Raw genomic sequence first — 21,694 nt, forward strand, 5'->3', positions numbered from 1 at the left:
ACTCACTCCCGCAGCGCTTTGCCGGTGAGGTGCAGGAAAACGGTCTCCAGGTCGGGTTCGGTCACCTCGACCGACCGCACGACGTTGCCGGCGGCGGAGATCGCCGACAGCACGGCCGGCAGGCACTCGCTCGCATCGCCGACCACGAGTTCCAGACCTGTCCCGTGCGCCGCGACCGCCTGGACGTCGCGCATCGCGCCGAGAGCGGACGTGGCGTGCGCCAGGTCGCCGTCCAGCCGCAACGAGATCCTGTCGCGTTCGCCCAGCCGCTCCACGAGCTCGCGGCGGGCGCCTTCGGCGACGAGGCGGCCGGAGTCGATGATGCCGACGCGGTCGCACAACCTCTCGGCTTCCTCCATGTAGTGCGTGGTGTAGAGGATCGCCACGCCCTGGGCGGCGAGGGCGCGCACGTTCTCGATGATCTGGTTGCGGCTCTGCGGATCGACCCCGGCGGTGGGCTCGTCCAGCACGAGCAACCGGGGTTCGTGCAGAAGGCCGATCGCCACGTTGAGGCGTCGCTTCATCCCGCCGGAGTACTCGCGGGCGAGGTCGTCGGCGCGTTCGGCGAGCCCGACCACGTCGAGGACGTGGTCCACCCGCTTCCGCCCGGCGCCGTAGAGGCTCGCGAAGAAGCGGAGGTTCTCCCGGCCGGTCAGGTCGGGGTACAGCGCGAGCTCCTGTGGCACGTACCCGACGAGCCGCTTCGCGGCGGTGGCGCGGGTCGACATGGCGATCCCCTCCACGACGACCTCGCCCGCGTCGCGTTCCAGCACACCGGTGACCATCGAGATCGTGGTCGTCTTGCCGGCGCCGTTGGGACCGAGCAGGCCGTAGGTCTCACCTTCCGCGATCGTGAACGACACGTCGTCCACGGCCGGCACGTCACCGAACCGGCGTTTCAGGCCGGAGCATGAGAGGACCGCCATGGTGTGCTCCTTCCAGCGGCACGACGACCACGGGACACCGGGCGTGGCGCAGGCAGAAACTCGTGACCGAGCTCATCACCAGCACGCCCGCCCGGTGGTAGCCGTGATCGCCGACGACCAGGAGGTCCGCGTCCGCCGAACGCTCGACGAGCACCGGTCCCGCCTGGCCGTGCGGCACCTCCTGGTCGACGTGCACACCGCTCGCGGAGTCACCGAGGGCCTCGATCGCCGCCGCGAGCTCGTGGCGGTGCGCGTCGCCGAACGGACTGGCGGAACTGCTCAGCTGACACACGGACACCGCCAGCACGGACGCGCCGGTCCGCCTGGCCTCCTCGACCGCCCAGGCCAGTGCGTTCCTGGCGGAAGGCGATCCGTCGACGCCGACGACGATGCGGGACGGGGAGTTCATGAGCAGCTCCTCTGGTGGGTGTGTCACCCAGCGTGCCCGGTTCAGCGGGTCGTGCCGCAGGGTCTTTCGTCCCTGGCACGGGTGAGGAAAGCACCGTCCACTCAGGACGCCGAACCGGCGGAGGCCTTCTTCCGCCGGTTCGAGACGTGCCGGTGCGAGCCGAAGACCGTGTGCACCAGCCCGATCCCGACGACGAAGCCGAAGTCGTACCAGTTGCCGTTGTTGCGGACCTCGTAGATGCTCACGTCGTCGGTGAAGAGCGAGATGAAGAACGTGACGGGGTAGATGAAACCCTGCCACACGCCCTTCCAGAACCCGGCGAGCTGCACACCGTCCACAGCGGACGCGGTGTTCGGACCGGCCGCGCACGCCGTGACCACCAGCAGCACGGTGGCGAGGAGAAGCCACAGCCGCGTGCTCCTCATTGCGAGGCCTTCGCCCTGATGATGCGCAGCGCCACGAAGAGGGCGGCGATGGCGACCGCGCCGGCCGTGGCGACCAGCCGGTTCAGGTCGACCGCCGGGACCCAGCGGACCTGGCCGCCGGTGATCACGTAGGCGCCGGTGGGTTTGGCGTTCAGCCCGAAACCGCCGCCCTCGCCCTCCTGACCCTTGTCGTCGCGGCCCGTTCCCCCGCCGGAGCCACCGGCGATGGTGGCGGCCGCGATCACAGTGATCCCGTCCTTCTCGTAGGGCTCGGCGTAGACGCGCTTCGCCTCGAGCGAGTCCTTCGTCCTCGTCATGAGTTCGTCGAGCTTCATCACCACTCCCTGAGGTCGTGTTCCTCCCGCCAGCCTCGAACCGGACCGCGGTGGCGGGACAGGGCCTCAGGTCCTCGTCCGGCAGGGACAAGGCCCGGTCCACGCCGATGCCCGAAGGCACTCCGGGGAGCGTCGGCGACTCCCTACCGTCGAGTCATGACAGCAGTGATCTCCGTGTCCGGCCTGCGCAAGGCGTTCGGCCGGACGACCGCACTCGACGGTCTCGACCTGACCGTCCGCGCCGGCGAGGTGCACGGGTTCCTCGGTCCCAACGGCGCGGGCAAGACCACGACGCTGCGCATCCTCCTGGGGCTGCTGCACGCCGATTCCGGGGAGGTCACCGTGCTGGACGGTGATCCCTGGAAGGACCTGGCCACGTTGCACCGCCGCATGGCGTACGTGCCCGGTGACATCACGCTCTGGCCGAACCTCACCGGAGGCGAGGTGATCGACCTGATCGGCCGGTTGCGCGGTGGCCTCGATCTGAGGCGCCGTGCCGAACTGCTCGACCGCTTCGAGCTGGACCCCACGAAGAAGGGCAGGGCCTACTCGTCGGGCAACCGGCAGAAGGTCGCACTGGTGGCGGCACTCGCCTCCCACGCCGACCTGCTCGTCCTCGACGAACCGACCGCGGGCCTCGACCCGTTGATGCAGGCGGTGTTCGAGGACTGCGTCCGCGAGGAGAAGGGGGAGGGCCGGACCGTGCTGCTCAGCAGCCACGTGCTCGCCGAGGTCGAGAAGGTGTGCGACCGGGTGAGCATCATCCGGCAGGGCAGGACGGTCGAGGCCGGGACCCTGGACGAACTGCGGCACCTCACCCGCACCTCGATCACCGCGGACCTCACTCGGTCGCCCGACGGCCTCGCGTCCCTGCCCGGGGTGCACGAGTTCCGCGCCGAAGGCACCCGGCTGCACTGCCACGTGGACACGGACCACCTCGACGAGGTCCTGCGCGCCCTGACCTCCCTGGGGGTGCGCAACCTCGTCTGCCGGCCGCCCACGCTGGAGGAGCTGTTCCTGCGGCACTACGAGGTGACGGCGTGAACGGCACCGGCGAGCTGATCCGGCTGGCACTGCGCAGGGATCGCGTGCTGTTGCCCGCGTGGCTGAGCGTCTTCGTGCTGCTCGCCGTGGGCTCTGCCGCAGCCACCGAGGGCATGTTCCCCACCGCGGACTCCGTCGTCGCGGCGGCGACGACCATGAACGGGACGCCGGCGCTCGTCGCGGTGTACGGGAGGATCTACGACCCGACGTCGATCGGCGCGCTCGCGATGCTGAAGGCGCTGGCGACCGGTGCGATGTTCCTGGCGGTGTTCTCGATCGTCGTCGTCGTGCGCCACACGCGTTCGGACGAGGAGACCGGTCGCCGCGAGCTCCTGGGAGCGGGCGCGGTCGGCAGGCACGCCCCGCTCGCGGCCGCGATGGCGGTGGCCGCCGGCGCCAACGTCCTGCTCGGCCTGGTGACCGCGGCGGGTCTGGTCGGCGCGGGTCTGCCCGTGGCCGGGTCGCTCGTCTTCGGACTGGCGTGGGCGAGCGTGGGTCTCGCCTTCACCGCGATCGCCGGGATCACCGCGCAGGTGGCGACGACGTCTCGCGGCGCCGTCGGTCTCGCCGTCGCGACGCTCGGCGTCGTGTTCCTGTTCCGGGCGATCGGGGACACCGCCGACGTGGCGGGACCGCGCTGGTTGTCGTGGCTGTCCCCACTCGGCTGGGGGCAGCAGTTCCGCCCGTACGCGGGCAACCGGTGGTGGGTGCTGCTGATCACCGCCGGCTTCGCGGTGATCGCCGCCGGCGTCGCGCACCTGGTGGTGGCCAGGCGTGATCTGGGCGCGGGCGTGCTGCCCGACCGCCCCGGCCCCGCGACCGGAACACTGAACGGTGTCTTCGGGCTGGCGTGGAGGTTGCACCGCGGCGCGCTGCTGGCGTGGACCGCCGGATTCGTGGCCTACGGCGTTCTGGTCGGCAGCGTCGCGGGCACCATCGGGGACGCGCTCAGCAGCCCGCAGACCGCGGAGCTGTTCAGGAGACTCGGAGGCGAGAACGCGCTGACCGACGCGGTGTTCGCGGCCATGTTCGGCTTCCTCGGGGTGATCGCCGCCGCGTACGGGCTCCAGACGGCGATGCGCCTGCACGGCGAGGAGGTGGAGCTGCGGGCCGAGTCCCTGCTCGCCACGCCGGTCGGCAGGGTGCGCTGGGCGTCGAGCCACGTCGTCGTCGCGCTGGCGGGAGTCGTGGTGCTGCTCGTCAGCGCGGGTCTGGCGGCCGGAACGGTGCACGCCGCGCGGACCGGGGACCTGTCCGCCGTGGGAGAGGTGCTCGCGGGTGCGCTCGTGCAGATCCCGGCCGCCTGGGTGCTCGTCGGCATCGTCGTCGCCGCGTACGGTCTCGCGCCCCGCCTCGTCGTGGCCGGCTGGTCCGCGCTCGCGGTGTTCCTGGTGCTGGGCGAGCTCGGTCCGCTGTTCGGCTTCGACCAGTGGCTGATGGACCTGTCGCCCTGGGCACACCTGCCGAAGGTGCCCGGATCCGCGATCACCACGACGCCGTTGCTGTGGCTGCTGGCCGTCGTCGTCGCGGGACTCGCGGCGGGGTTCGCCGGGCTGCGGCGACGTGACATCGCCTAACCGGCCAGCGCGGCGCGGGTCTGACTCGCGATCTCGAGGTCCTCGCGGGCTCTCACCACGTGCACGTGCTCGATGCCGAGGAACGACAGGCCGTTCACGACGTCGTCGCGCAACACGGCGTCGTGCTCGCCGACGCCGCCGGTGAACACCAACACGTCGATCCCGCCCAGCGACGTGGTCATGGCGCTGATCGCCTGGCGGAGGCGGTGCGCGTACACCTCCAGCGCCAGGACCGCGTCCTGGTCGCCGCCGTCGGCGGCCCGGCGCACGTCGCGCATGTCACCGGTACCGGCCAGACCCGCGAGGCCGGACCGGTGTTCGAGGCCGTCCTCGAGCTCGTCGAGCGACACCCCGGCCCTGAGCAGCCACACCAGCAGGCCGGGGTCGACGTCGCCGCTCCTGGTCGCCATCACCAGTCCCGCCAGCGGGGTGAAGCCCATGGTGGTGTCGACCGAGCGGCCTCCGCGCACGGCCGCGAGCGAGGCGCCGGCGCCCAGGTGGCAGCTGACCACCCGCGCGTCCGCCATCCCGGCCAGCTCCGCGGCCTTGCGGGACGCGTACGCGTGGGACAGCCCGTGGAAGCCGTACCGCCTCAGGCCCCACTCCCGCCGCCACTGCGCGGGAAGGGCGTAGGTGGCGGCGAACGCGGGCATGGTCGCGTGGAAGGCCGTGTCGAAGCACGCGACCTGGGGAACGCGGGGGAGCACCGCGGTGACGGCGTCGATCCCGGCGAGTGCCCGTGGCTGGTGCAGCGGTGCCAGGCCGGTCAGCTGTTCCAGAGCGGCTCGAACACCCGCATCGATGCGTTGCGCTCCGGTGAAGCCGGGACCGCCGTGCACGACGCGGTGGCCGACGGCCCGGATCCCGGGGGCTCGGGTGAGGAACCGCTCGAGAGGGTCGGTCTCGCCGTGCCACCGCTCGGCGTGGTGCTCGGCGAGGACGCTGTCGTCCTCGCCGAGCACGGTGAGCTTCAGGCTGGAGGAGCCCGCGTTCACGACGAGCACGTGTCCGGAGCTGCTCACTGCCAGGTCCAGTCGCGGACCTCGGGCAGGTCCTCGCCGTGCTCGCGGATCCAGGCGTGGTGCCGCGTCCGCTGGTCCTGCATGAGCTGGCGCAGCCGGGCGGCCTTCGGGCCGAGCCCGGGGACCCGGTCGATGACGTCGATGACGAGCCGGTAGCGGTCCATGTCGTTGAGCACGAGCATGTCGAACGGCGTCGTCGTGGTGCCTTCCTCCTTGTAGCCGCGGACGTGGATGTTGTGGTGGTTGGTGCGGCGGTAGGTCAGGCGGTGGATGAGCCACGGGTAGCCGTGGTACGCGAAGATCACCGGGCGGTCCGCGGTGAACAGGGCGTCGAACTCGCGGTCGGGCATGCCGTGCGGGTGCTCGGTGTCGGGCTGCAGGCGCATCAGGTCCACCACGTTCACCACGCGCACCCGCAGCGAGGGCAGGTGTTCGCGCAACAGCTTCACGGCCGCCATCACCTCGACGGTCGGGGCGTCGCCCGCGCAGGCCATCACGACGTCCGGCTCGTCCTCGTCGTTGCTCGCCCACTCCCAGATTCCGGCGCCGCGGGTGCAGTGCAGGACGGCCTCGTCGATGTCGAGCCAGTCCGGCGTCTCGTTCTTGCCGGCCACGACGACGTTGACGTAGTCCTTGCTGCGCAGGCAGTGGTCCGCGACCGAGAGCAGGGTGTTGGTGTCCGGCGGCAGGTAGACGCGGACCACCTCGGCCTTCTTGTTCATCACGTGGTCGATGAATCCCGGGTCCTGGTGCGAGAAGCCGTTGTGGTCCTGGCGCCACACGTGCGAGCTCAGCAGGTAGTTGAGCGACGCGATCGGCCTGCGCCAGTCCAGCCTCTTGTGCGTCTTGAGCCACTTCGCGTGCTGGTTGAACATCGAGTCGACGATGTGGATGAAGGCCTCGTAGCAGTTGAACAGCCCGTGCCTGCCGGTCAGCAGGTAGCCCTCCAGCATGCCCTGGCAGAGGTGCTCGGACAGCACCTCGACCACCCGGCCGTCGCGGACCAGGTGCTCGTCGACGGGCAACGTCTCGGCCTGCCACTGCTTGCCGGTCACCTCGAAGACCGCGTCCAGCCGGTTCGAGGCGGTCTCGTCCGGTCCGAAGATCCGGAAGTCGGCCTGGTTCAGCGTGATCACGTCGCGCAGCAGCCTGCCGAGCACCCTGGTCGGCTCGGAGTGGGTGCTGCCCTGCTTCACGACCTCGACGGCGTGCGCGCGGATGCCCGGCATCTTCAGCTCGCGCAACAACAGGCCGCCGTTGGCGTGCGGCGTGGCACCCATCCTCCGGTCGCCGCGGGGCACCAGTTCGGACAGCTCGGCGCGTGGCCGGCCGTCGCCGTCGAACAGCTCTCCCGGGAGGTAGCTGCGCAGCCACGACTCCAGCTGCCGCAGGTGCTCCGGGTTCTCCCGCACGCCGGCGAGAGGGACCTGGTGCGCGCGCCAGGTGTTCTCGATCGGCACGCCGTCCACTTCGGACGGTCCGGTCCAGCCCTTGGGGCTGCGCAGCACGATCATCGGCCACCTCGGCCGGTCGGTGCGCTGCTTGACGCGGTGGATCTCGTCGACTACCTGGTCCAGCACCTCGGCCATGCGGGCGTGCATGTCGTCCGGGTCGTCGCCCTGGACGTAGAACGGCGCGTAACCGTAGCCGCGCAGCAACGAGTCCAGCTCGTCGTGGGGGATGCGGGCCAGCAGGCTGGGGTTGGCGATCTTGTAGCCGTTGAGGTGCAGGATCGGCAGCACCGCGCCGTCGCTGATCGGGTCGAGGAACTTGTTGACGTGCCAGCTGGCGGCGAGCGGCCCGGTCTCCGCCTCGCCGTCGCCCACGACGCACGCCACGATCAGGCCGGGGTTGTCGAACGCGGCGCCGAACGCATGCGCCAGCGAGTACCCGAGCTCGCCGCCCTCGTGGATCGAGCCGGGCACCTCGGGGGCCACGTGGCTCGGCACCCCGCCGGGGAAGGAGAACTGCCGGAACAGCTTCCGCATCCCCTCGCCGTCACGCGGGACGTCCGGGTAGGTCTCGCTGTAGGTGCCCTCCAGCCACGTGTTCGCGAGCAGCGCGGGTCCGCCGTGCCCGGGACCGGTGAGGAACAGCACGTCGAGGTCGCGTTCGCGGATGATCCGGTTGAGGTGGGCGTAGACGAAGTTCAGGCCGGGCGTGGTGCCCCAGTGCCCCAGCAGCCGGGGCTTGATGTGTTCGGGTGCCAGCGGTTCGGTCAGCAGCGGGTTGTCCATCAGGTAGATCTGGCCCGCCGACAGGTAGTTGGCGGCCCGCCAGTACGCGTCGACCAGCGACAGGTCGGCGTGGGACATGACGCACTCCTCAGCTCGGTGTGCCCTCCACGGTGCTGACTGAACGGATCCAGCGACAGGGACCCAGGTCCCGGAGCACCCGGCTCCTTCGGACCTGTCGGTGCCGTCCGGCGCGCGCGAGAGTGCGGTCATCACTTCGCATGGAGGTTCAGATGAAGCACGCAGGCGCGGCGGAGATCGGCAACGTCGCGGTCGAGCTGGACGACCGGATCGCGGCGAGGGCCAGGCGGTACGCCCACGACAGGATCGCTCCTCTGGCCCGGTACGCGCCCGAACCGACCGATTTCGCACACGTGCGCCTCACCGCGGTGGGGCCCCGCACGATCGCCGCCCACGTGAACCTCGACGTCAACGGCACGCCGGTGGTCGCGAAGGCGGAGGCCGCCACCTTCGAGGAGGCGCTGGACGCCGTGCGGGACCAGTTGCACGGCCGTCTGCTCAGGATGCACAACTGAGCGGGTTCACGAATCGGGGGTCAGGGGCACCGGGGTGGAGGTGATCTCGTCGCGCACGGCCCTGGCCAGGGGGCCGACGGCGCGTGCCACCGCCGGGGTCATCCGGGTCCCGAACCCGGTGTCCGCGACCTCGACCGCGTAGACCACGAGGCGTTCCGGCCTGCGGTCGAGCGCCTCGGCGAGGGCCACGGCCTCCGGCACGCCGAAACCGTGGGAACTGGCGGCGGGGATGGTGTGCGGCAACGCCGTGCGGTACCACCGGCCAGGCGCGGTCGCCTTCGTGCGCACGGCGTCCACGACCACGACGAGGGCAGCGTCCTCCCAGACCTCCATCAGCCGGACGGGGTCGCCGTCGCTGATCTCGGCGCGGACACCCGAGGCGGAGAGGAGGCGGGCCACGGCGGGGCCGACACCGTCGTCGCGGCGGAACTCGTTGCCGACCCCGACCACCACGTGCTTCACGTGCCCTCCCGGCTGAAGTCGAGGAAGTGCGCCGAGCACGAGATGCACGGGTCGTGGTTGCGGATGGTCTGCTCGCACAGCGACTGCAACGCGTGGTCGTCCAGGTGCTGGTGGGCGCGGACCACCCTGGTGACGTCGTCCTCGATCGCCGTCTGGTTCTGCGCCGTGGGCGGCACGATGTCCGCGGCGAGGACCCGTCCGTCCGCTCCGAGGTCGTAGCGGTGGTAGAGCAGCCCACGTGGTGCTTCCGTGGCGCCGTGTCCCGTGCCCGCTCGCGGGTGCACCTCGACGCAGGGCACCTCCGGGCGTTCGTACGAGTCGATGATGCTCAGCGCCTCCTCGATCGCGTACACGATCTCGACGGCGCGCACGACGATGCTCTTGAACGGGTTGCGGCACACCGTTCCCAGGCCCACCGCGGCGGCGGCCTCCCGTGCGATCAGGGACAGGCGGTCGGAGTTGAGGCTGTACCGGGCGAGCGGGCCGACGAGGAAGACCCGGTCGTCCAGCCGTGCGTGCAGCGCGGTGGAGTGCGGAACCTGGTGTTCGACGACGTGGTCGCCGAACTCGGACACCGGGAAGTCGATCCCGGTGCTGACGTGCGGGGTGCCGCGGTCGAGCGGGTACCCGTCGTCCTCGCGCAGCGCCAGCAGGTCGTGCGGTACGTCGAGGTCGGGGAACTCGAACCCCGCGACCCATTCCGCGGTCGCCAGCGCGTCGTACAGGGCTTCGCGCAGCGTTCCGGTGAGGCCACGCAGTTCCTCCGGTGCGGGAACGCGGTAGAAGCCGCCGACCCGCACGTTCACCGGGTGGATCGCGCGGCCGCCGACCAGGTCCATGATCCGGTTGCCCGCCTTCTTGAGCCGGAGCCCGCGCTCGACGGTGGCCCGGTCGGCGGCGGCGAGCGCGATCCCGTCGGGGAACCCGAGGAAGTCCGGTGCGTGCAGCAGGTAGACGTGCAACGCGTGACTGGAGATCCACTCGCCGCAGTACAGCAGTCTGCGCAGTGCCCGCAGCTGCCCGCCGACCCGGACCCCGCACGCGTCCTCGATCGCCTGGCAGGCGCTCATCTGGTAGGCGACGGGGCAGATGCCGCAGATGCGGGCGGTGATGTCGGGCGGTTCGCGGAAGTTCCGCCCGCGCAGGAACGCCTCGAAGAACCGCGGGGGCTCGTAGATGTCCAGCCGGACCTCGTCGACCCGGCCGCCGGTGGTGCGCACGTGCAACGCGCCCTCGCCCTCGACCCTGGCGAGGCCGGCGACCTGCAGCGTGCGGTTCGCGCGATGCGTCATGTCCACTCCGCGTTGGCGTTGAAGGTGCGGAACACGAGTTCCAGCTCGTCGTCGCTCATCCCGGTGCGTTTCAGCAGTGGCACGAGCGCGGGTGCGTTGGGCCGGGTCATCGGACCGAAGCAGCCGTAGCAGCCGCGGTCGACGGCCGGGCACAGCGCACCGCAGCCGGCGTGGGTGACCGGTCCGAGGCACGGGGTGCCGCGGGAGACCATCACGCAGGTGAGGCCGCGGCGTTTGCAGTCGGTGCACACGCTGGTGTCCGGCAGGTCGGGTGCCCGGCCGGCGAGCAACGCCGTGATCACCTCCAGCAGCTGGCCCCTGTCGATCGGGCAGCCGCGCAGTTCGTGGTCCACGGCGACGTGCGCGGAGATCGGGGTGGAGGTGTCCAGCGCCGAGATGTGCTCGGGACTCGCGTAGACGATCGAGCGGAACTCGTCGACGTCCGCGAAGTTCCGCAGGGCCTGGACGCCGCCGGAGGTGGCGCACGCGCCGACGACGACCAGCATGGCCGACTGCTCTCTGATCCACCGGATCCGTTCGGCCTCCTCGGGCGTGGTGACGGATCCCTCGACGATCGAGATGTCGTACGGGCCGGGTTCGCTCGCACCGGTCACCTCGAGGAAGTGCGCGATGTGCACCTGATCCGCCAGCGGCAGCAGTTCGTCCTCGCAGTCGAGCAACGTGAGCTGACAACCGTCGCACGAGGTGAACTTCCACACCGCGATCGTGGGCATCACAACTCCTTCGCCAGCAGCAGCGGTTCCGCCTCCGGGTAACCGGTGACAGGTCCGTCTCGGCACACCAGCAGCGGCCCGAGCTGGCAGTGCCCGCACAGGCCGATGCCGCACTGCATGCTGCGTTCCAGCGACACCTGGATGTTCCCGGCGGGCACGCCGCGTCCGAGCAACGTCCTGGCGCAGAAGCGCATCATCGGCTCCGGACCGCACAACAGCGCTGTGGTGCGCTCGGGGTCGAGCGGGATCGAGGCGAGCGGCTCGGTGACGAACCCGACGCGGCCGTGCCAGTCGTGGCCCCCGCGGTCGACGGTCAGCACCACGTCCACATCGGACAGGGCGAGCAGGTCGCCGGCGTACAACAGGTCCTCCGGCGTCCGGGCCCCCGCGACGAGCACCGTGCGCCTGCTCGGGTGCCCGAGCACGGGCCGCAGGGGAGCGAGGCCGATCCCGCCCGCCACCACGAGCAGGTCCTCGACCCCGTCGAGCCGCCACGCCGTGCCGAACGGCCCCCGCACCCCGATCACCGTGCCGGGTGCGGCGTCGTGCAGCGCTCTGCTCACCGCACCGACCGCGCGCACGGTGTGCACGAGCGTGCCGTCGGCGGGTATGCCGCTCACCGAGATCGGGATCTCGCCCACGCCGTGCGCGTAGAGCATCGCGAACTGACCCGGGCGGAACGCGGGCAGCGATCCGGTGACCGGCCGCAGCGTCAACGTCACGCAGTCGTGCGTCTCGACGGTGCGCTCCACCACCCGGCACGGAGTCGGGACCCAGGAAGTCACGACGGGTTCCGGTACAGGTCGAGCAGGCGGATCCTGGTGGCCTGCAACCGGTTCAGCAGCGCGTCCAGCAGGATCAGCGACAGCTGGTAACCCAGTGCCGGGTCGTCGTCAGCGAGCCGGCGCAACTCCGCTGTGTCCACGACCGCGGCCCTGGTCGGTGTCACGACCGTCGCGCCGAAGTGCCACCGGTAGGGCGGCACGAGCCACGACCAGCCGACCAGTTCTCCCGCGCCGACGCTCTGCAGCACCATCCGGCCGTTCTGGGGCACCGCGGTGTCGATCGTGACGCACCCGGACAGCACGACCCAGCACTGGTCGGCGAGCCCGCCCTCGTCGAACAGCCGGACGCCCTGGTCGTAGGTCTCGATTCGGCTCACACCGGCGATCGCCGCACGTTGGGTGTGCGAGAGGCGGGCGAGCAGCGGCAGCGCGTCGAGCTCCGTCATGGGGATCGTCATGGTCGTCCACCGCCTGTCCTGGCCAGGGCCGCTGCTTCCTCGGTGATGTCGATGCCGGCCGGGCACCAGGCGATGCACCGGCCGCAACCGACGCATCCCGAGGTGCCGAACTGGTCGTGCCACGTACCGAGCTTGTGCGTCATCCACTGGCGGTAGCGAGAGGCACCGGACGTGCGCACCGCGCCGCCGTGGAGGTAGGAGAAGTCGATCTCGAAGCAGGAGGCCCACCGCTGCGCGCGCTCGGCGTTGCCGTCGAGGTCCGTCCGGTCCTCGACGGAGACGCAGAAGCAGGTGGGGCACACCATCGTGCAGTTGCCGCAGGTGAGGCACCGCTCGGCGACCGCCTCCCAGTGGGCCGAGTCCCGGTTGGCGGCGAGCAGGTCGCGCAGGTCGACCTCGGGCATGGACCGGCCCATCCGGCCCGCCGCCGCGGCGACGTCCCTGTCCGCCAGTTCGACGTCGTGCCGTGCCGCCGGACGGGACGGCACGCGCGTCAGCACCGCGGCACCTTCCTCCGTGCCGGACGTGGCGAGGAATCGGTGGCCGTCGCCGTCGACGCGTTCGGTCAGGGCGATGTCGTACCCGGAGCCGGCGCCGGGCCCGCAGCCCATGGACGAGCAGAAGCACACCTCGCCGGGTTCGGTGCACTGCGCGGCGACGACGAAGGGCGCCGGGCCGCCGACGACCTGCCGCAGCTTCGTGATCGCGGCGAGGTCGCACGGGCGCACGCCGAAGAACGCGTAGGAGACCGGGCTTTCGGGCGCGGCGTGGAATCCGGTGCCGTCGCTGGAGAGCAGGGCGCGCCGCGGCGGGTGGAGGAACCGCTTCCACGACTGCGGACCGGCGGAATGGCCGAACACGGCCTCGTCCTCCCGCCGGCGCACCCGGTAGTGGCCGGGCCCCGTCTCCACCCCCCACCCGCCCGGCAGGTCGTCCGCGGAGCCGAGCTCGGCGAGGGTGATCGCGTCGTCCCGCAGCACCGGGCCGACGACGACCCTCCCGTCCTGGGCGAGCACGCGGATGAGCGCGTCGAGGCCTCGCAGGTCGAGCACGACGTCCATGTCCACCACCTCCAGGTCAGAACCGATGGTCACCGGTTCTCCGAGGTGTCCCCAGTGACGAAAGACCTCCGGGCGAGGCTCTTCCGTCCCTGTCCCGCGGGTAGGCCGGGTGATGGGCTGGAACCGTTGGAGCGCAGAGGAAAGGAGACGACATGTCAACGTTGGCCCGCCGTCCGGCGAGCTCTCTGCTGCCGGACCTGTGGGAGGTCTTCGACGCCACGTGGCCGTTCGGCACCCGGCACCCGATGCACATCGAGGACTTCGTCGAGGAGGGCGCCTACGTCGTTCGCGCCGAGTTGCCCGGCCTGGACGCGGCGAAGGACATCGACGTGAGCGCGACGGGCGGCATGCTGACCATCACGGCTCAGCGCGAGGAGGCGAGGAAGGAGCAGCACCGCTCCGAGTTCCGGTACGGGTCGTTCACCCGCACCGTGTCGCTGCCGGCGGGAGCGGACACCACGAAGATCTCCGCCAAGTACGAGAAGGGCATCCTCGAGGTGCGCGTGCCGGTCGCGGTGCCGCCGGAGGAACGCAAGATCGAGATCGACGTCCAGCAGGACTGAACGCGGGTGAGCAGCTGCCCCGGATCAGCAGATCCGGGGCAGCTGCTCACCCACGAGCACGTCCACCACACGCGAGGAACCGACGAGGGTGCGGGCCAGCACGCGTCCGGCCACACCCTCCACCACCTCACCGACGACCGCCGTCCCCGCGCCTTCCGGCAGGGCCCGCATCGCCGCCACGACGGCGTCGGCGGAGCCGGGTGCCACGAAGGCGACCAGACATCCCTCGTTGGCCACGTGCCACGGGTCCAGTCCGAGCAGGTCGCACGCGGCTGCCACGGGGACGGGCACCGGGACGGCCGACTCGACCACCTCGACGCACACGCCGGACGCGGCCGCGATCTCGTTGAGCGACCCGGCCAACCCCCCGCGCGTGGGGTCGCGCAGCGCGTGGACGTCCGCGCCGCCGGCCGCGATCATCGCGGCGACCAGGTCGTTCAGCGGCCGGCTGTCGGAGGAGACGTCGGCGTCGAAGCCGAGGCCCTCGCGTGCGCTGAGGATCGCGATCCCGTGCAGCCCGACCGGTCCCGAGACGAGGACGACGTCGCCCGGCTCGGCGCCCGCCGCGGACGGCCGTGCGTCCCGCAACCGCATCCCGACACCGGTCGTGGTGACGTACAGGCCGTCGGCGGCGCCCCGGCCGACGACCTTGGTGTCGCCGGTGACGATCGGGACGCCGGCCGCGCGGGCCGCGGCCGCCGCCGACCGCGTGATGTCGCGCAGCTCGGAGAGGGGCAGGCCCTCCTCGACGATGTAGGCGAGGCTGAGCGCGAGCGGGCGGGCCCCGCGCATGGCGAGGTCGTTCACGGTGCCGTGCACGGCGAGCGACCCGATGTCGCCACCGGGGAAGAACCGCGGCGTGACGACGTAGCTGTCGGTGCTGAACACCTGGTTCAGGCCTATCAGCGCGGCGTCCTCCAGCGGCGCGGTGAGCCCCAGCTCCGGCGTGATGACGTCGGTGAGCAGTTCGGCCATCAGCTGACCGCCGGAGCCGTGGCCGAGCAGGACGCGCTCGGTCTCCGGGTGGGGCACGGGGCAGGAGGACGTCATCGGTGCTCCGGGGTTCGGCCGGCGTTGAAGAACGCCGCGCAGGTTCCTTCGCTGGACACCATCGGTGCGCCCAGCGGTGTGCGGGGAGTGCAGGTGCGCCCGTAGGCGGAGCAGTCGGTCGGCAGCCGGGTGCCGCGCAGGACGTCGCCCGCGATGCAGTCCGGTGACTCCCGCGTCACGAGGTCGCCGACCTCGAACCGGACGGCGGCGTCGTGACGGGCGAACTCGGGTCTGAGCGCGAGGCCGCTCGCGGGGATGGGACCGATGCCGCGCCAGGTCCGGTCGGTCACCTGGAAGACGCGCCGGATCGCGTCCTGGGCGGCCGTGTTGCCGGACCTGCGCACGGCGCGCGCGTACTGGTTCTCGACCTCGGCCCGGCCCTGTTCGAGCTGCCGCACGGCCATCAGCACTCCTTCGAGCAGGTCCAGCGGTTCGAACCCGGTCACCACGACCGGTACCCCGTACGCCCGCGCGATCGGCTCGTACTCCGTCCACCCCATCACCGCGCAGACGTGCCCGGCCGCGAGGAACGCCTGCACCTGCGCGTCCGGGTCGTCCATGAGGGCGGTGATGGCGGGCGGCACGAGCACTTGGCTGACCAGCGCGCTGAAGTTCGTCACGCCGGTCGCCGCGGCGTGCAGCACCGCCATCGCGTTGGCGGGAGCGGTGGTCTCGAACCCGACCGCCAGGAACACGACCTCGCGGCCGGGGTTCTCCGCGGCTGTGCGGACGGCGTCGAGAGGCGTGTAGACGACCCGCACGTCCGCCCCGCGGGCCTTGAGCGACAGCAGGTCACCGGACGTCCCCGGTACCCGGAGCATGTCGCCGTAGCTGGTGAGGATCACATCCGGGCGCGCGGCGATGGCGAGTGCCCTGTCGATGGTCTCGAGCGGTGTCACGCAGACCGGGCAGCCGGGGCCGTGGATCATCCGCATCCCGGCGGGCAGCAGGCGGTCGATGCCCTGCCGCACGATCGTGTGCGTCTGGCCGCCGCAGACCTCCATGATCGTCCACGGCGCCGTGGCGGTGGTCCGCAGCTCGGCCAGCAGGCGGCGGGCGAGCACGGGATCCCGGTACTCCTGCAGGTGCTTCACGGTCCCAGCTCCGTCTCGATCGCGTCCGGCATCGCGCGGAGCACCGCGAGCGTCCTGGCCGCCTCCTCCTCGTCGACCAGCGCGATGGCGAAGCCGACGTGCACGATCACGTGGTCACCGACCTCCGCCTCGGGGGTGTAGACGAGGCAGACCGGTCTGCGCAGCCCGTCGAAGTCGACGGTCCCCGACCGCGGCTCGGTGTCGTCCACGGTCACGATCCGTCCCGGGATCCCCAGGCACATCAGCAGTCCCTCCCCGCCAGCCGGGCGGCGGCCACGACGGCCTGCCCGTAGCTGATCCCACCGTCGTTGACCGGTACCCGTTCGCCCGCGAGCACCGCGAACTCGCCCAGCTCACGGCGGAGGGCGTCGACGAGCCCGCGGTTCTGGAACACCCCACCGCCCACGCAGACCGTGCGGACGGTGCCCGCCGTCTCCCGCACGAGTGCCGCCGTGACCTCCGCGATCGTCGTGTGGAACCGCGCGGCGGCCACGCCGGCCGGGTCGCCGCACGTGACCAGGTCGCGCAGGGTCGGCAGCGGGTCGTACACCCACAACCCGTCGCGCCTGTGCAGCGTCCAGTCGAGCGCCGGCCCGCTGTGCGCGGCGGCCGCGGCCTCCAGCAGGACGGCCGCCTCGCCCTCGTACGAGTTCTCGTCGCAGAGGCCGAGCAACGCGGAGGCCGCGTCGAACAACCTGCCCGCACTCGACGTCAGGGGGCTGTTCATCCGCCGTTCGACCATGCGCCGCACGAGCGCCGATTCCGCCGTGGGACGGAGGTCCGGAATGGACGGTCCGCCGAAGTCCTCCGCGCCGTGGAGGTAGGCGAGCACCATCCTGGACGGCCGCCGGACCGCGACCTCGCCGCCGGGCAGCGGCACCAGGCCGAACCGCGCGACCCGCCGGTACCCGCGGTAGGTCGCGAGCAGGACCTCACCGCCCCACAGCGTGCCGTCGTCGCCCAGCCCCAGGCCGTCGTAGGCGACTCCGACGAACGGGCCGCGGACGCCGTGCTCCGCCGCGGTCGCCGCGACGTGTGCGTGGTGGTGCTGAACGGGAATCCGGCGGTCGCGCGGCCACCGCCGGGCGTGCCGGGACGAGAGGTAACGGGGGTGCAGGTCGTGCGCGCAGTGCTCCGGGGCCACACCCTGCCACCGGCACAGGGTCTCGGCGGTGTGCTCGAAGGCGGCGAGCGTGTCGGCGTTCTCCAGGTCACCGGTGTGCGGGCCGAGGATCGCGCGATCACCGACGGCGAGCGCCGCGGTGTGCTTGAGCTGAGCGCCCAGCGCGAGCACGGGGACCGGTGACGCGGCGGGCAGCGGCATCGGTGCGGGGGCGAATCCCCTTGCCCTGCGCACCACGCGCCCGGCGCGCACGACCGAGTCGTCGTAGCGGGCGAGGATCGGCCGGTCGTGCGAGAGGACGCCGTCGACCAGGGGGCCGAGCACCGCGTGCGCGTGCTCGTCGAGGATGGTGATGGGCTCGCCGGACCGGTTGCCGCTGGTCACCACGAGCGGCTGCGCCAGGTCGTGCAGGAGCAGGTGGTGCAGGGGGCTGTACGGCAGGAACAGGCCGACGTCCAGGTCCGCCGTGCGGGACGGCAGCACGACGATCGGAGCGGCGGGCGACCGCAGCAGAGCCGCCGCCTCGGCGTCCACAACGGACAGTTCGCGTGCTTGGCCGAGGTCGCGCACCATCACCGCCAGTGGTTTGCGCGGCCGGTGCTTGAGCTCGCGGAGCCGGATGACGGCGTCCTCGTCCGCCGCGGCGCACACCAGCTGGTAGCCACCGACGCCCTTGACCGCGACCACGCCACCCCGCCGGACCGCCGCCACGGCCAGTTCCAGCGCCTCCTCACCGGTCGCGTCACCCCAGCGCAGCCGGGGTCCGCAGGCCGGGCAGGCCACCGGCTCGGCGTGGAACCTGCGGTCTGCCGGATCGCGGTACTCGGCCGCGCACGAGGGGCACAGCGGAAAGGCCGCCATCGTCGTGCGCGTCCGGTCGTAGGGCAGCGACGCCACGATCGTGGCACGCGGGCCGCAGTCGGTGCAGTTGACGAACGGGTACCGGTAGCGCCGGTCCCCGGGGTCGAACAGCTCGGCCACGCAGGCGTCGCACGTCGCCAGGTCGGGCACGACCGTGCGCGGTCCGGCCTCGAACCCGCTGTCCAGCACCGCGAACCCGTCCTGCGCGGTGGTCCCGCCCGGTGTGACGGTGATGCGTTCGACCCGCGCGTTCCGGGGCGCCCTGTCGTGCAGCGCGCGCCGGAACTCCGCGAGCGCCTCCGCCGGTCCGCACGCGGTGATCACGACATGTCCGCCGGCGTTGCGCACGTCGCCGCTGATGCCGAGTTCCGTCGCCAGCCGGTGGACGTGCGGCCGGAACCCGACGCCCTGCACGGCGCCGTGCACCTCGATGCGTTCGGTCGTGCTCACCTCGTCGCTCCCGCCTGCCGCGGTACCCGGTCCGACGAACTTCGCACCCGCGGCGGGCGGTCATGAGGGTCCTTGGTCCCGAGGGCGCCGGGACCGTGCCGCTCACATCGCCGAATACGGTTCGTCACGCTCGATCGAACGCGTCACCGAGGGCTTCCTGGCGTGGCCCCGGCGTTCTTCTGCCAGCTCGTCGACGAGGTGCTCCTGGCGCTCCTCGCCGCGGTAGCGGGTCAGCACCGACATCGTGATGGCGTGGGCGACGGCCAGCAGCAGCAACACGATGCCGAGCTTGGTCACGGTCTTCTGGAGCACACCGTCGATCGGCAGGTCGAGGGTGGAGATCAGGGCGACCAGGCCGAGCACGATCAACGTGAACAACGTGGTCGTGAGCCAGCTCGCGGCCAGGCTCGCGCCGGGGTGGTCGTCGTCGCTGAGGTACTTGCGGCCGCTGATCGTGATGATCACCGCGTCGATCACCACCAGCAGTGCGCTGACCACGAGGAAGGCGATGTAGCTGTCGGTGTCCATGCCTCCAGCGTCGGGGCGGTGCGGACGCCGGCCCAGGGGCCATCGTCCCCGGTCCGCCGGGACGTCACGCCCTGTCCGCGGGTCCCGGGCTTCGCTGGACTGCCCCCATGACTGTCGCGACAACCGGCCTCTCGTCGGCCGAAGCCGCCAGACGGCTGCACCGGGACGGACCGAACGCATTGCCGGCCGCACGACGGCGGCATCCACTTCTGCTGCTGGTGGAACAGCTGGTGCACTTCTTCGCGCTGATGCTGTGGGCGGCGGCGGTGCTGGCGCTGGTCGCGGGCATGCCCGCGCTCGCGGTGGCCATCGCGGTGGTCGTCGTGCTGAACGGGCTCTTCGCGTTCGCCCAGGAGTACCGCGCCGACCGGGCCGCCCAGCGCCTCGGCGACCTCATGCCGCTGCGGGCCACCGTGCGCCGGGACGGTCACCTGCGGCAGGTGGACGCGGCGGAGCTGGTCGTCGGTGACGAGTTGGTGCTGGAAGCGGGCGCACGGGTCTGCGCGGACGGCGAGGTGCTGGCCGAGGCGGGACTCGCCGTCGACGAGTCGATGCTGACCGGCGAGAGCGTGCCGGTGAGACCCGTTGCGGGACAACAGGTCCACGCGGGCACCTACGTCGCCGAGGGCGAGGCTTCGGTGCTCGTGACCGCTATCGGTGCGCACACGGCGCTCGCGGGCATCGCGGCGCTGACCCAGGAGGCGAAGCCACCGCGCAGTCCGCTGGCGGCTCAGCTGCACAGGGTCGTGGTGGTGGTCGCGGTGATCGCGGTCGCCGTGGGCACCGCGTTCTTCGGCGTCGCGGTCCTGCTCGGGCTGCCCGTCGCCGAAGGGTTCCTGTTCGCGATCGGGGTCACGGTGGCGCTCGTGCCGGAAGGGCTGTTGCCGACCGTCACGTTGTCGCTGGCCCGTGCGGCGCAGGGCATGGCGGCCAGGAACGCGCTGGTGCGCAGGCTCGACGCGGTCGAGACGCTGGGCGCGACCACGTTCATCTGCACCGACAAGACCGGCACCCTGACCCGCAACGAGATGGCGGTCGTCCGGGTGTGGACACCCCGGGGTGCGGTGACCGTGCACGGCAACGGGTACGAACCGACCGGCAGCGTGGACGGCCCCGCCGAGGCGGTCGACCAGGTGCGCGCACTGGCTTCGAGCGCCAAGCGGTGTTCTCCCACCGCCCACGCGCGCCACCACGACGACCGGTGGCTCCCCGTCGGTGATCCGATGGAGGTCGCGCTGCACGTCCTCGCCGCACGCCTGGGCGTGGACGGCCCCTCGGCGGAAGCCGTGCGGTTCCCGTTCGACCCGAGGCGCCGCCGTTCGTCCGTCGTGGACCTCGACGGTGTGCACGTGACCGGTGCCCCGGACTCGGTCCTGCCCCTGTGCGGCGCGACGCCGGGCGCGCAGGAGGCACTGGCCGGCCTGGCCGAACGCGGGCTGCGGGTGCTGGCGGTGGCGCGGCGGGAGGGCAGAGCGGGTGACGGGGAGTCCTGGCAGCACGCGGAACGTGACCTGGAACTGCTCGGTCTGGTGGGCCTGCAGGACCCGCCGCGCGACGACGTGGCCGAGGCCATCGCCTCGTGCAGGTCCGCCGGCATCCGCATCGCCATGATCACCGGGGACCACCCCGCCACGGCGCGGGCCATCGCGCGGCAGGTGGGCCTGCTCGGTCCCGACGCCCTCGTCCTGGAAGGCGCGGACCTGCCCGCCGGGCAGGATGAGCTGGGGTCGCTGCTGGACCGCGACGGCGTCGTGGTCGCCCGCGTCACCCCGGAGGACAAGCTGCGGATCGCGACGGCCCTGCAGCGCAGGGGACACGTCGTCGCCATGACCGGTGACGGGGTCAACGACGGTCCGGCCCTGCGCGCCGCCGACATCGGCGTCGCGATGGGCGCCTCCGGCACCGACGTGGCCCGGGAGGCCGCCGACCTGGTGCTGCTGGACGACCACTTCGGCACGATCGTCGCCGCGGTCGAACTGGGCCGTGCCACGTTCGCCAACATCCGCCGCTTCCTGACCTACCACCTCACCGACAACGTCGCCGAGCTGACGCCGTTCGTGGTGTGGGCGCTGTCCGGCGGGTCGATCCCACTGGCCATCAGCGTGCTGCAGGTGCTCGCGCTGGACATCGGCACCGACCTCCTGCCCGCACTCGCACTGGGAGCCGAACCGCCCACGAAGCGCACCATGCGCGGACGGCTGCACACCGGGTCGCTCATCGACGGAGGACTGCTGCGCCGGGTGTTCCTGGTGCTCGGTCCCGCCGAGGCGGTGATGTCGATGCTGGCGTTCCTCGCGGTGCTGGTCGCGGGTGGGTGGAGTCCCGGTGGTACGGCGAGTGCGGCGTTGCTCGCCACGGCGTCCGGCACCGCGTTCACCGCGATCGTCCTCGGTCAGCTCGCGAACGCCTACGCGTGCCGCAGCGCCAGTCGGTCGGGCTTCCGCGTCGGGTTGCGCGGCAACAGGTTGCTGCTGTGGGCGGTGGCGTTCGAGCTGGCCGTGCTGGCGGTCTTCCTGTTCCTGCCGCCACTTCCGGAACTGCTCGGAGGACACGCCCCCTCGGCACTGGGCTGGGGCCTGGCACTGGCAGCCGTCCCGGTCGTGCTGCTGGCCGACGCCGCCGCGAAGGCCTTCCTCGCCAGGAAGGTCGGTCTCACGCGGACCGATCGGTCCGCCACGACCTGAACCCCGCGCCGGGTACGGAACGGATCGATCCGGGACGAAGG

Annotated in this window: 22 protein-coding genes; 5 read left to right on the top strand and 17 right to left on the bottom strand. The window is 71.9% G+C overall.

The annotated features are described in order from the left end of the window. Positions 1 to 2: 2 nt before the first annotated feature. From BMY74_RS25530 to BMY74_RS25545, 4 genes are all read right to left on the bottom strand, one after another. On the bottom strand, positions 3 to 926 hold the full coding sequence (locus tag BMY74_RS25530; protein ID WP_089920399.1) for an ABC transporter ATP-binding protein: 924 nt from the start codon (positions 924 to 926) through the stop codon (positions 3 to 5). After that, positions 883 to 1,335 carry a universal stress protein gene (locus BMY74_RS25535; RefSeq protein WP_089920401.1) on the bottom strand — a complete coding sequence of 151 codons (453 nt, stop codon included), beginning with the start codon at positions 1,333 to 1,335 and terminating at the stop codon, positions 883 to 885. The genes BMY74_RS25530 and BMY74_RS25535 overlap by 44 nt, the downstream gene beginning before the upstream one ends. A gap of 101 nt (positions 1,336 to 1,436) precedes the next feature. After that, complete coding sequence (locus tag BMY74_RS25540; RefSeq protein ID WP_089920403.1) at positions 1,437 to 1,760, bottom strand: hypothetical protein; 324 nt, start codon at positions 1,758 to 1,760, stop codon at positions 1,437 to 1,439. Next, positions 1,757 to 2,095 (bottom strand): spore germination protein GerW family protein, encoded by a 339-nt coding sequence (locus tag BMY74_RS25545; RefSeq protein ID WP_089920881.1) that lies wholly within the window; start codon positions 2,093 to 2,095, stop codon positions 1,757 to 1,759. Before BMY74_RS25545 ends, BMY74_RS25540 begins: the two co-directional genes overlap by 4 nt. A gap of 156 nt (positions 2,096 to 2,251) precedes the next feature. Here BMY74_RS25545 and BMY74_RS25550 point away from each other — a divergent pair, with 156 nt between their 5' ends. Further along, positions 2,252 to 3,139, top strand: coding sequence for an ABC transporter ATP-binding protein (locus BMY74_RS25550; protein ID WP_089920405.1), 888 nt, complete (start codon positions 2,252 to 2,254; stop codon positions 3,137 to 3,139). Beyond that, on the top strand, positions 3,136 to 4,716 hold the full coding sequence (locus tag BMY74_RS25555; protein ID WP_089920407.1) for an ABC transporter permease: 1,581 nt from the start codon (positions 3,136 to 3,138) through the stop codon (positions 4,714 to 4,716). Before BMY74_RS25550 ends, BMY74_RS25555 begins: the two co-directional genes overlap by 4 nt. Here BMY74_RS25555 and BMY74_RS25560 read toward each other — a convergent pair. Continuing rightward, complete coding sequence (locus BMY74_RS25560; protein WP_089920409.1) at positions 4,713 to 5,738, bottom strand: acetate/propionate family kinase; 1,026 nt, start codon at positions 5,736 to 5,738, stop codon at positions 4,713 to 4,715. The genes BMY74_RS25555 and BMY74_RS25560 overlap by 4 nt on opposite strands. Further along, positions 5,735 to 8,053: a phosphoketolase family protein gene (locus tag BMY74_RS25565; protein WP_089920411.1), complete on the bottom strand. Its 2,319-nt coding sequence runs from the start codon at positions 8,051 to 8,053 to the stop codon at positions 5,735 to 5,737. The genes BMY74_RS25560 and BMY74_RS25565 overlap by 4 nt, the downstream gene beginning before the upstream one ends. A gap of 152 nt (positions 8,054 to 8,205) precedes the next feature. Between BMY74_RS25565 and BMY74_RS25570 the strand changes: the two genes are divergently transcribed. Further along, positions 8,206 to 8,508: an HPF/RaiA family ribosome-associated protein gene (locus BMY74_RS25570; protein ID WP_177229914.1), complete on the top strand. Its 303-nt coding sequence runs from the start codon at positions 8,206 to 8,208 to the stop codon at positions 8,506 to 8,508. A gap of 6 nt (positions 8,509 to 8,514) precedes the next feature. On the opposite strand, the gene BMY74_RS25575 is transcribed toward BMY74_RS25570, so the two are convergent. Genes BMY74_RS25575 through BMY74_RS25600 form a run of 6 tightly spaced genes read right to left on the bottom strand, consistent with a single transcriptional unit; the run spans position 8,515 to position 13,333 of the window. Next, positions 8,515 to 8,970, bottom strand: coding sequence for a hydrogenase maturation protease (locus BMY74_RS25575; protein ID WP_089920414.1), 456 nt, complete (start codon positions 8,968 to 8,970; stop codon positions 8,515 to 8,517). After that, a complete protein-coding gene (locus tag BMY74_RS25580) occupies positions 8,967 to 10,262 on the bottom strand; it encodes a Ni/Fe hydrogenase subunit alpha (RefSeq protein ID WP_089920882.1) in 1,296 nt (431 codons plus the stop codon). The genes BMY74_RS25575 and BMY74_RS25580 overlap by 4 nt, the downstream gene beginning before the upstream one ends. Next, positions 10,259 to 10,996 (bottom strand): NADH-quinone oxidoreductase subunit B family protein, encoded by a 738-nt coding sequence (locus BMY74_RS25585; protein ID WP_089920416.1) that lies wholly within the window; start codon positions 10,994 to 10,996, stop codon positions 10,259 to 10,261. Before BMY74_RS25585 ends, BMY74_RS25580 begins: the two co-directional genes overlap by 4 nt. After that, positions 10,996 to 11,781 carry an FAD/NAD(P)-binding protein gene (locus BMY74_RS25590; RefSeq protein ID WP_089920418.1) on the bottom strand — a complete coding sequence of 262 codons (786 nt, stop codon included), beginning with the start codon at positions 11,779 to 11,781 and terminating at the stop codon, positions 10,996 to 10,998. Before BMY74_RS25590 ends, BMY74_RS25585 begins: the two co-directional genes overlap by 1 nt. Next, complete coding sequence (locus BMY74_RS25595; RefSeq protein WP_177229915.1) at positions 11,778 to 12,239, bottom strand: cyclic nucleotide-binding domain-containing protein; 462 nt, start codon at positions 12,237 to 12,239, stop codon at positions 11,778 to 11,780. Before BMY74_RS25595 ends, BMY74_RS25590 begins: the two co-directional genes overlap by 4 nt. After that, entirely contained in the window at positions 12,236 to 13,333 is a 1,098-nt protein-coding gene (locus BMY74_RS25600; protein ID WP_245786355.1) for a 4Fe-4S dicluster domain-containing protein, read from the bottom strand. Before BMY74_RS25600 ends, BMY74_RS25595 begins: the two co-directional genes overlap by 4 nt. 119 nt (positions 13,334 to 13,452) lie before the next feature. On the opposite strand from BMY74_RS25600, the gene BMY74_RS25605 reads away from it, so the two are divergent. Further along, positions 13,453 to 13,863, top strand: a complete 411-nt coding sequence (locus BMY74_RS25605; RefSeq protein WP_089920422.1) for an Hsp20/alpha crystallin family protein — start codon at positions 13,453 to 13,455, stop codon at positions 13,861 to 13,863. 24 nt (positions 13,864 to 13,887) lie between these two features. Here the strand turns inward: BMY74_RS25605 and hypE are convergent, their stop codons facing one another. From hypE to BMY74_RS25630, 5 genes are all read right to left on the bottom strand, one after another. After that, on the bottom strand, positions 13,888 to 14,913 hold the full coding sequence (hypE, locus tag BMY74_RS25610; RefSeq protein WP_089920424.1) for a hydrogenase expression/formation protein HypE: 1,026 nt from the start codon (positions 14,911 to 14,913) through the stop codon (positions 13,888 to 13,890). After that, positions 14,910 to 16,007, bottom strand: coding sequence for a hydrogenase formation protein HypD (hypD, locus tag BMY74_RS25615; protein WP_089920426.1), 1,098 nt, complete (start codon positions 16,005 to 16,007; stop codon positions 14,910 to 14,912). The genes hypE and hypD overlap by 4 nt, the downstream gene beginning before the upstream one ends. After that, entirely contained in the window at positions 16,004 to 16,249 is a 246-nt protein-coding gene (locus BMY74_RS25620; RefSeq protein ID WP_089920428.1) for a HypC/HybG/HupF family hydrogenase formation chaperone, read from the bottom strand. Before BMY74_RS25620 ends, hypD begins: the two co-directional genes overlap by 4 nt. Further along, the gene (gene hypF / locus BMY74_RS25625; protein WP_089920430.1) at positions 16,249 to 18,441 is read right to left on the bottom strand and encodes a carbamoyltransferase HypF; all 2,193 of its coding nucleotides are present in this window, start codon (positions 18,439 to 18,441) and stop codon (positions 16,249 to 16,251) included. Before hypF ends, BMY74_RS25620 begins: the two co-directional genes overlap by 1 nt. Positions 18,442 to 18,543: 102 nt before the next feature. Further along, complete coding sequence (locus BMY74_RS25630) at positions 18,544 to 18,969, bottom strand: hypothetical protein (protein WP_089920432.1); 426 nt, start codon at positions 18,967 to 18,969, stop codon at positions 18,544 to 18,546. 107 nt (positions 18,970 to 19,076) lie between these two features. On the opposite strand from BMY74_RS25630, the gene BMY74_RS25635 reads away from it, so the two are divergent. Then, positions 19,077 to 21,653: a cation-translocating P-type ATPase gene (locus tag BMY74_RS25635; RefSeq protein WP_089920434.1), complete on the top strand. Its 2,577-nt coding sequence runs from the start codon at positions 19,077 to 19,079 to the stop codon at positions 21,651 to 21,653. Positions 21,654 to 21,694: the final 41 nt, after the last annotated feature.

The organism is Lentzea albida (assembly GCF_900111005.1).
GTDB lineage: Bacteria > Actinomycetota > Actinomycetes > Mycobacteriales > Pseudonocardiaceae > Lentzea > Lentzea albida.

Coding starts and splice junctions, on each gene's coding strand:
- BMY74_RS25630 (WP_089920432.1), bottom strand. CDS start 18,969: ATGGACACCGACAGCTACATCGCCTTCCTCGTGGTCAGCGCACTGCTG.
- BMY74_RS25540 (WP_089920403.1), bottom strand. CDS start 1,760: ATGAGGAGCACGCGGCTGTGGCTTCTCCTCGCCACCGTGCTGCTGGTG.
- BMY74_RS25605 (WP_089920422.1), top strand. CDS start 13,453: ATGTCAACGTTGGCCCGCCGTCCGGCGAGCTCTCTGCTGCCGGACCTG.
- BMY74_RS25535 (WP_089920401.1), bottom strand. CDS start 1,335: ATGAACTCCCCGTCCCGCATCGTCGTCGGCGTCGACGGATCGCCTTCC.
- BMY74_RS25595 (WP_177229915.1), bottom strand. CDS start 12,239: ATGACGATCCCCATGACGGAGCTCGACGCGCTGCCGCTGCTCGCCCGC.
- BMY74_RS25570 (WP_177229914.1), top strand. CDS start 8,206: ATGAAGCACGCAGGCGCGGCGGAGATCGGCAACGTCGCGGTCGAGCTG.
- hypE (WP_089920424.1), bottom strand. CDS start 14,913: ATGACGTCCTCCTGCCCCGTGCCCCACCCGGAGACCGAGCGCGTCCTG.
- BMY74_RS25635 (WP_089920434.1), top strand. CDS start 19,077: ATGACTGTCGCGACAACCGGCCTCTCGTCGGCCGAAGCCGCCAGACGG.
- BMY74_RS25530 (WP_089920399.1), bottom strand. CDS start 926: ATGGCGGTCCTCTCATGCTCCGGCCTGAAACGCCGGTTCGGTGACGTG.
- BMY74_RS25565 (WP_089920411.1), bottom strand. CDS start 8,053: ATGTCCCACGCCGACCTGTCGCTGGTCGACGCGTACTGGCGGGCCGCC.
- BMY74_RS25580 (WP_089920882.1), bottom strand. CDS start 10,262: ATGACGCATCGCGCGAACCGCACGCTGCAGGTCGCCGGCCTCGCCAGG.
- BMY74_RS25585 (WP_089920416.1), bottom strand. CDS start 10,996: ATGCCCACGATCGCGGTGTGGAAGTTCACCTCGTGCGACGGTTGTCAG.
- BMY74_RS25620 (WP_089920428.1), bottom strand. CDS start 16,249: ATGTGCCTGGGGATCCCGGGACGGATCGTGACCGTGGACGACACCGAG.
- BMY74_RS25550 (WP_089920405.1), top strand. CDS start 2,252: ATGACAGCAGTGATCTCCGTGTCCGGCCTGCGCAAGGCGTTCGGCCGG.
- BMY74_RS25545 (WP_089920881.1), bottom strand. CDS start 2,095: ATGAAGCTCGACGAACTCATGACGAGGACGAAGGACTCGCTCGAGGCG.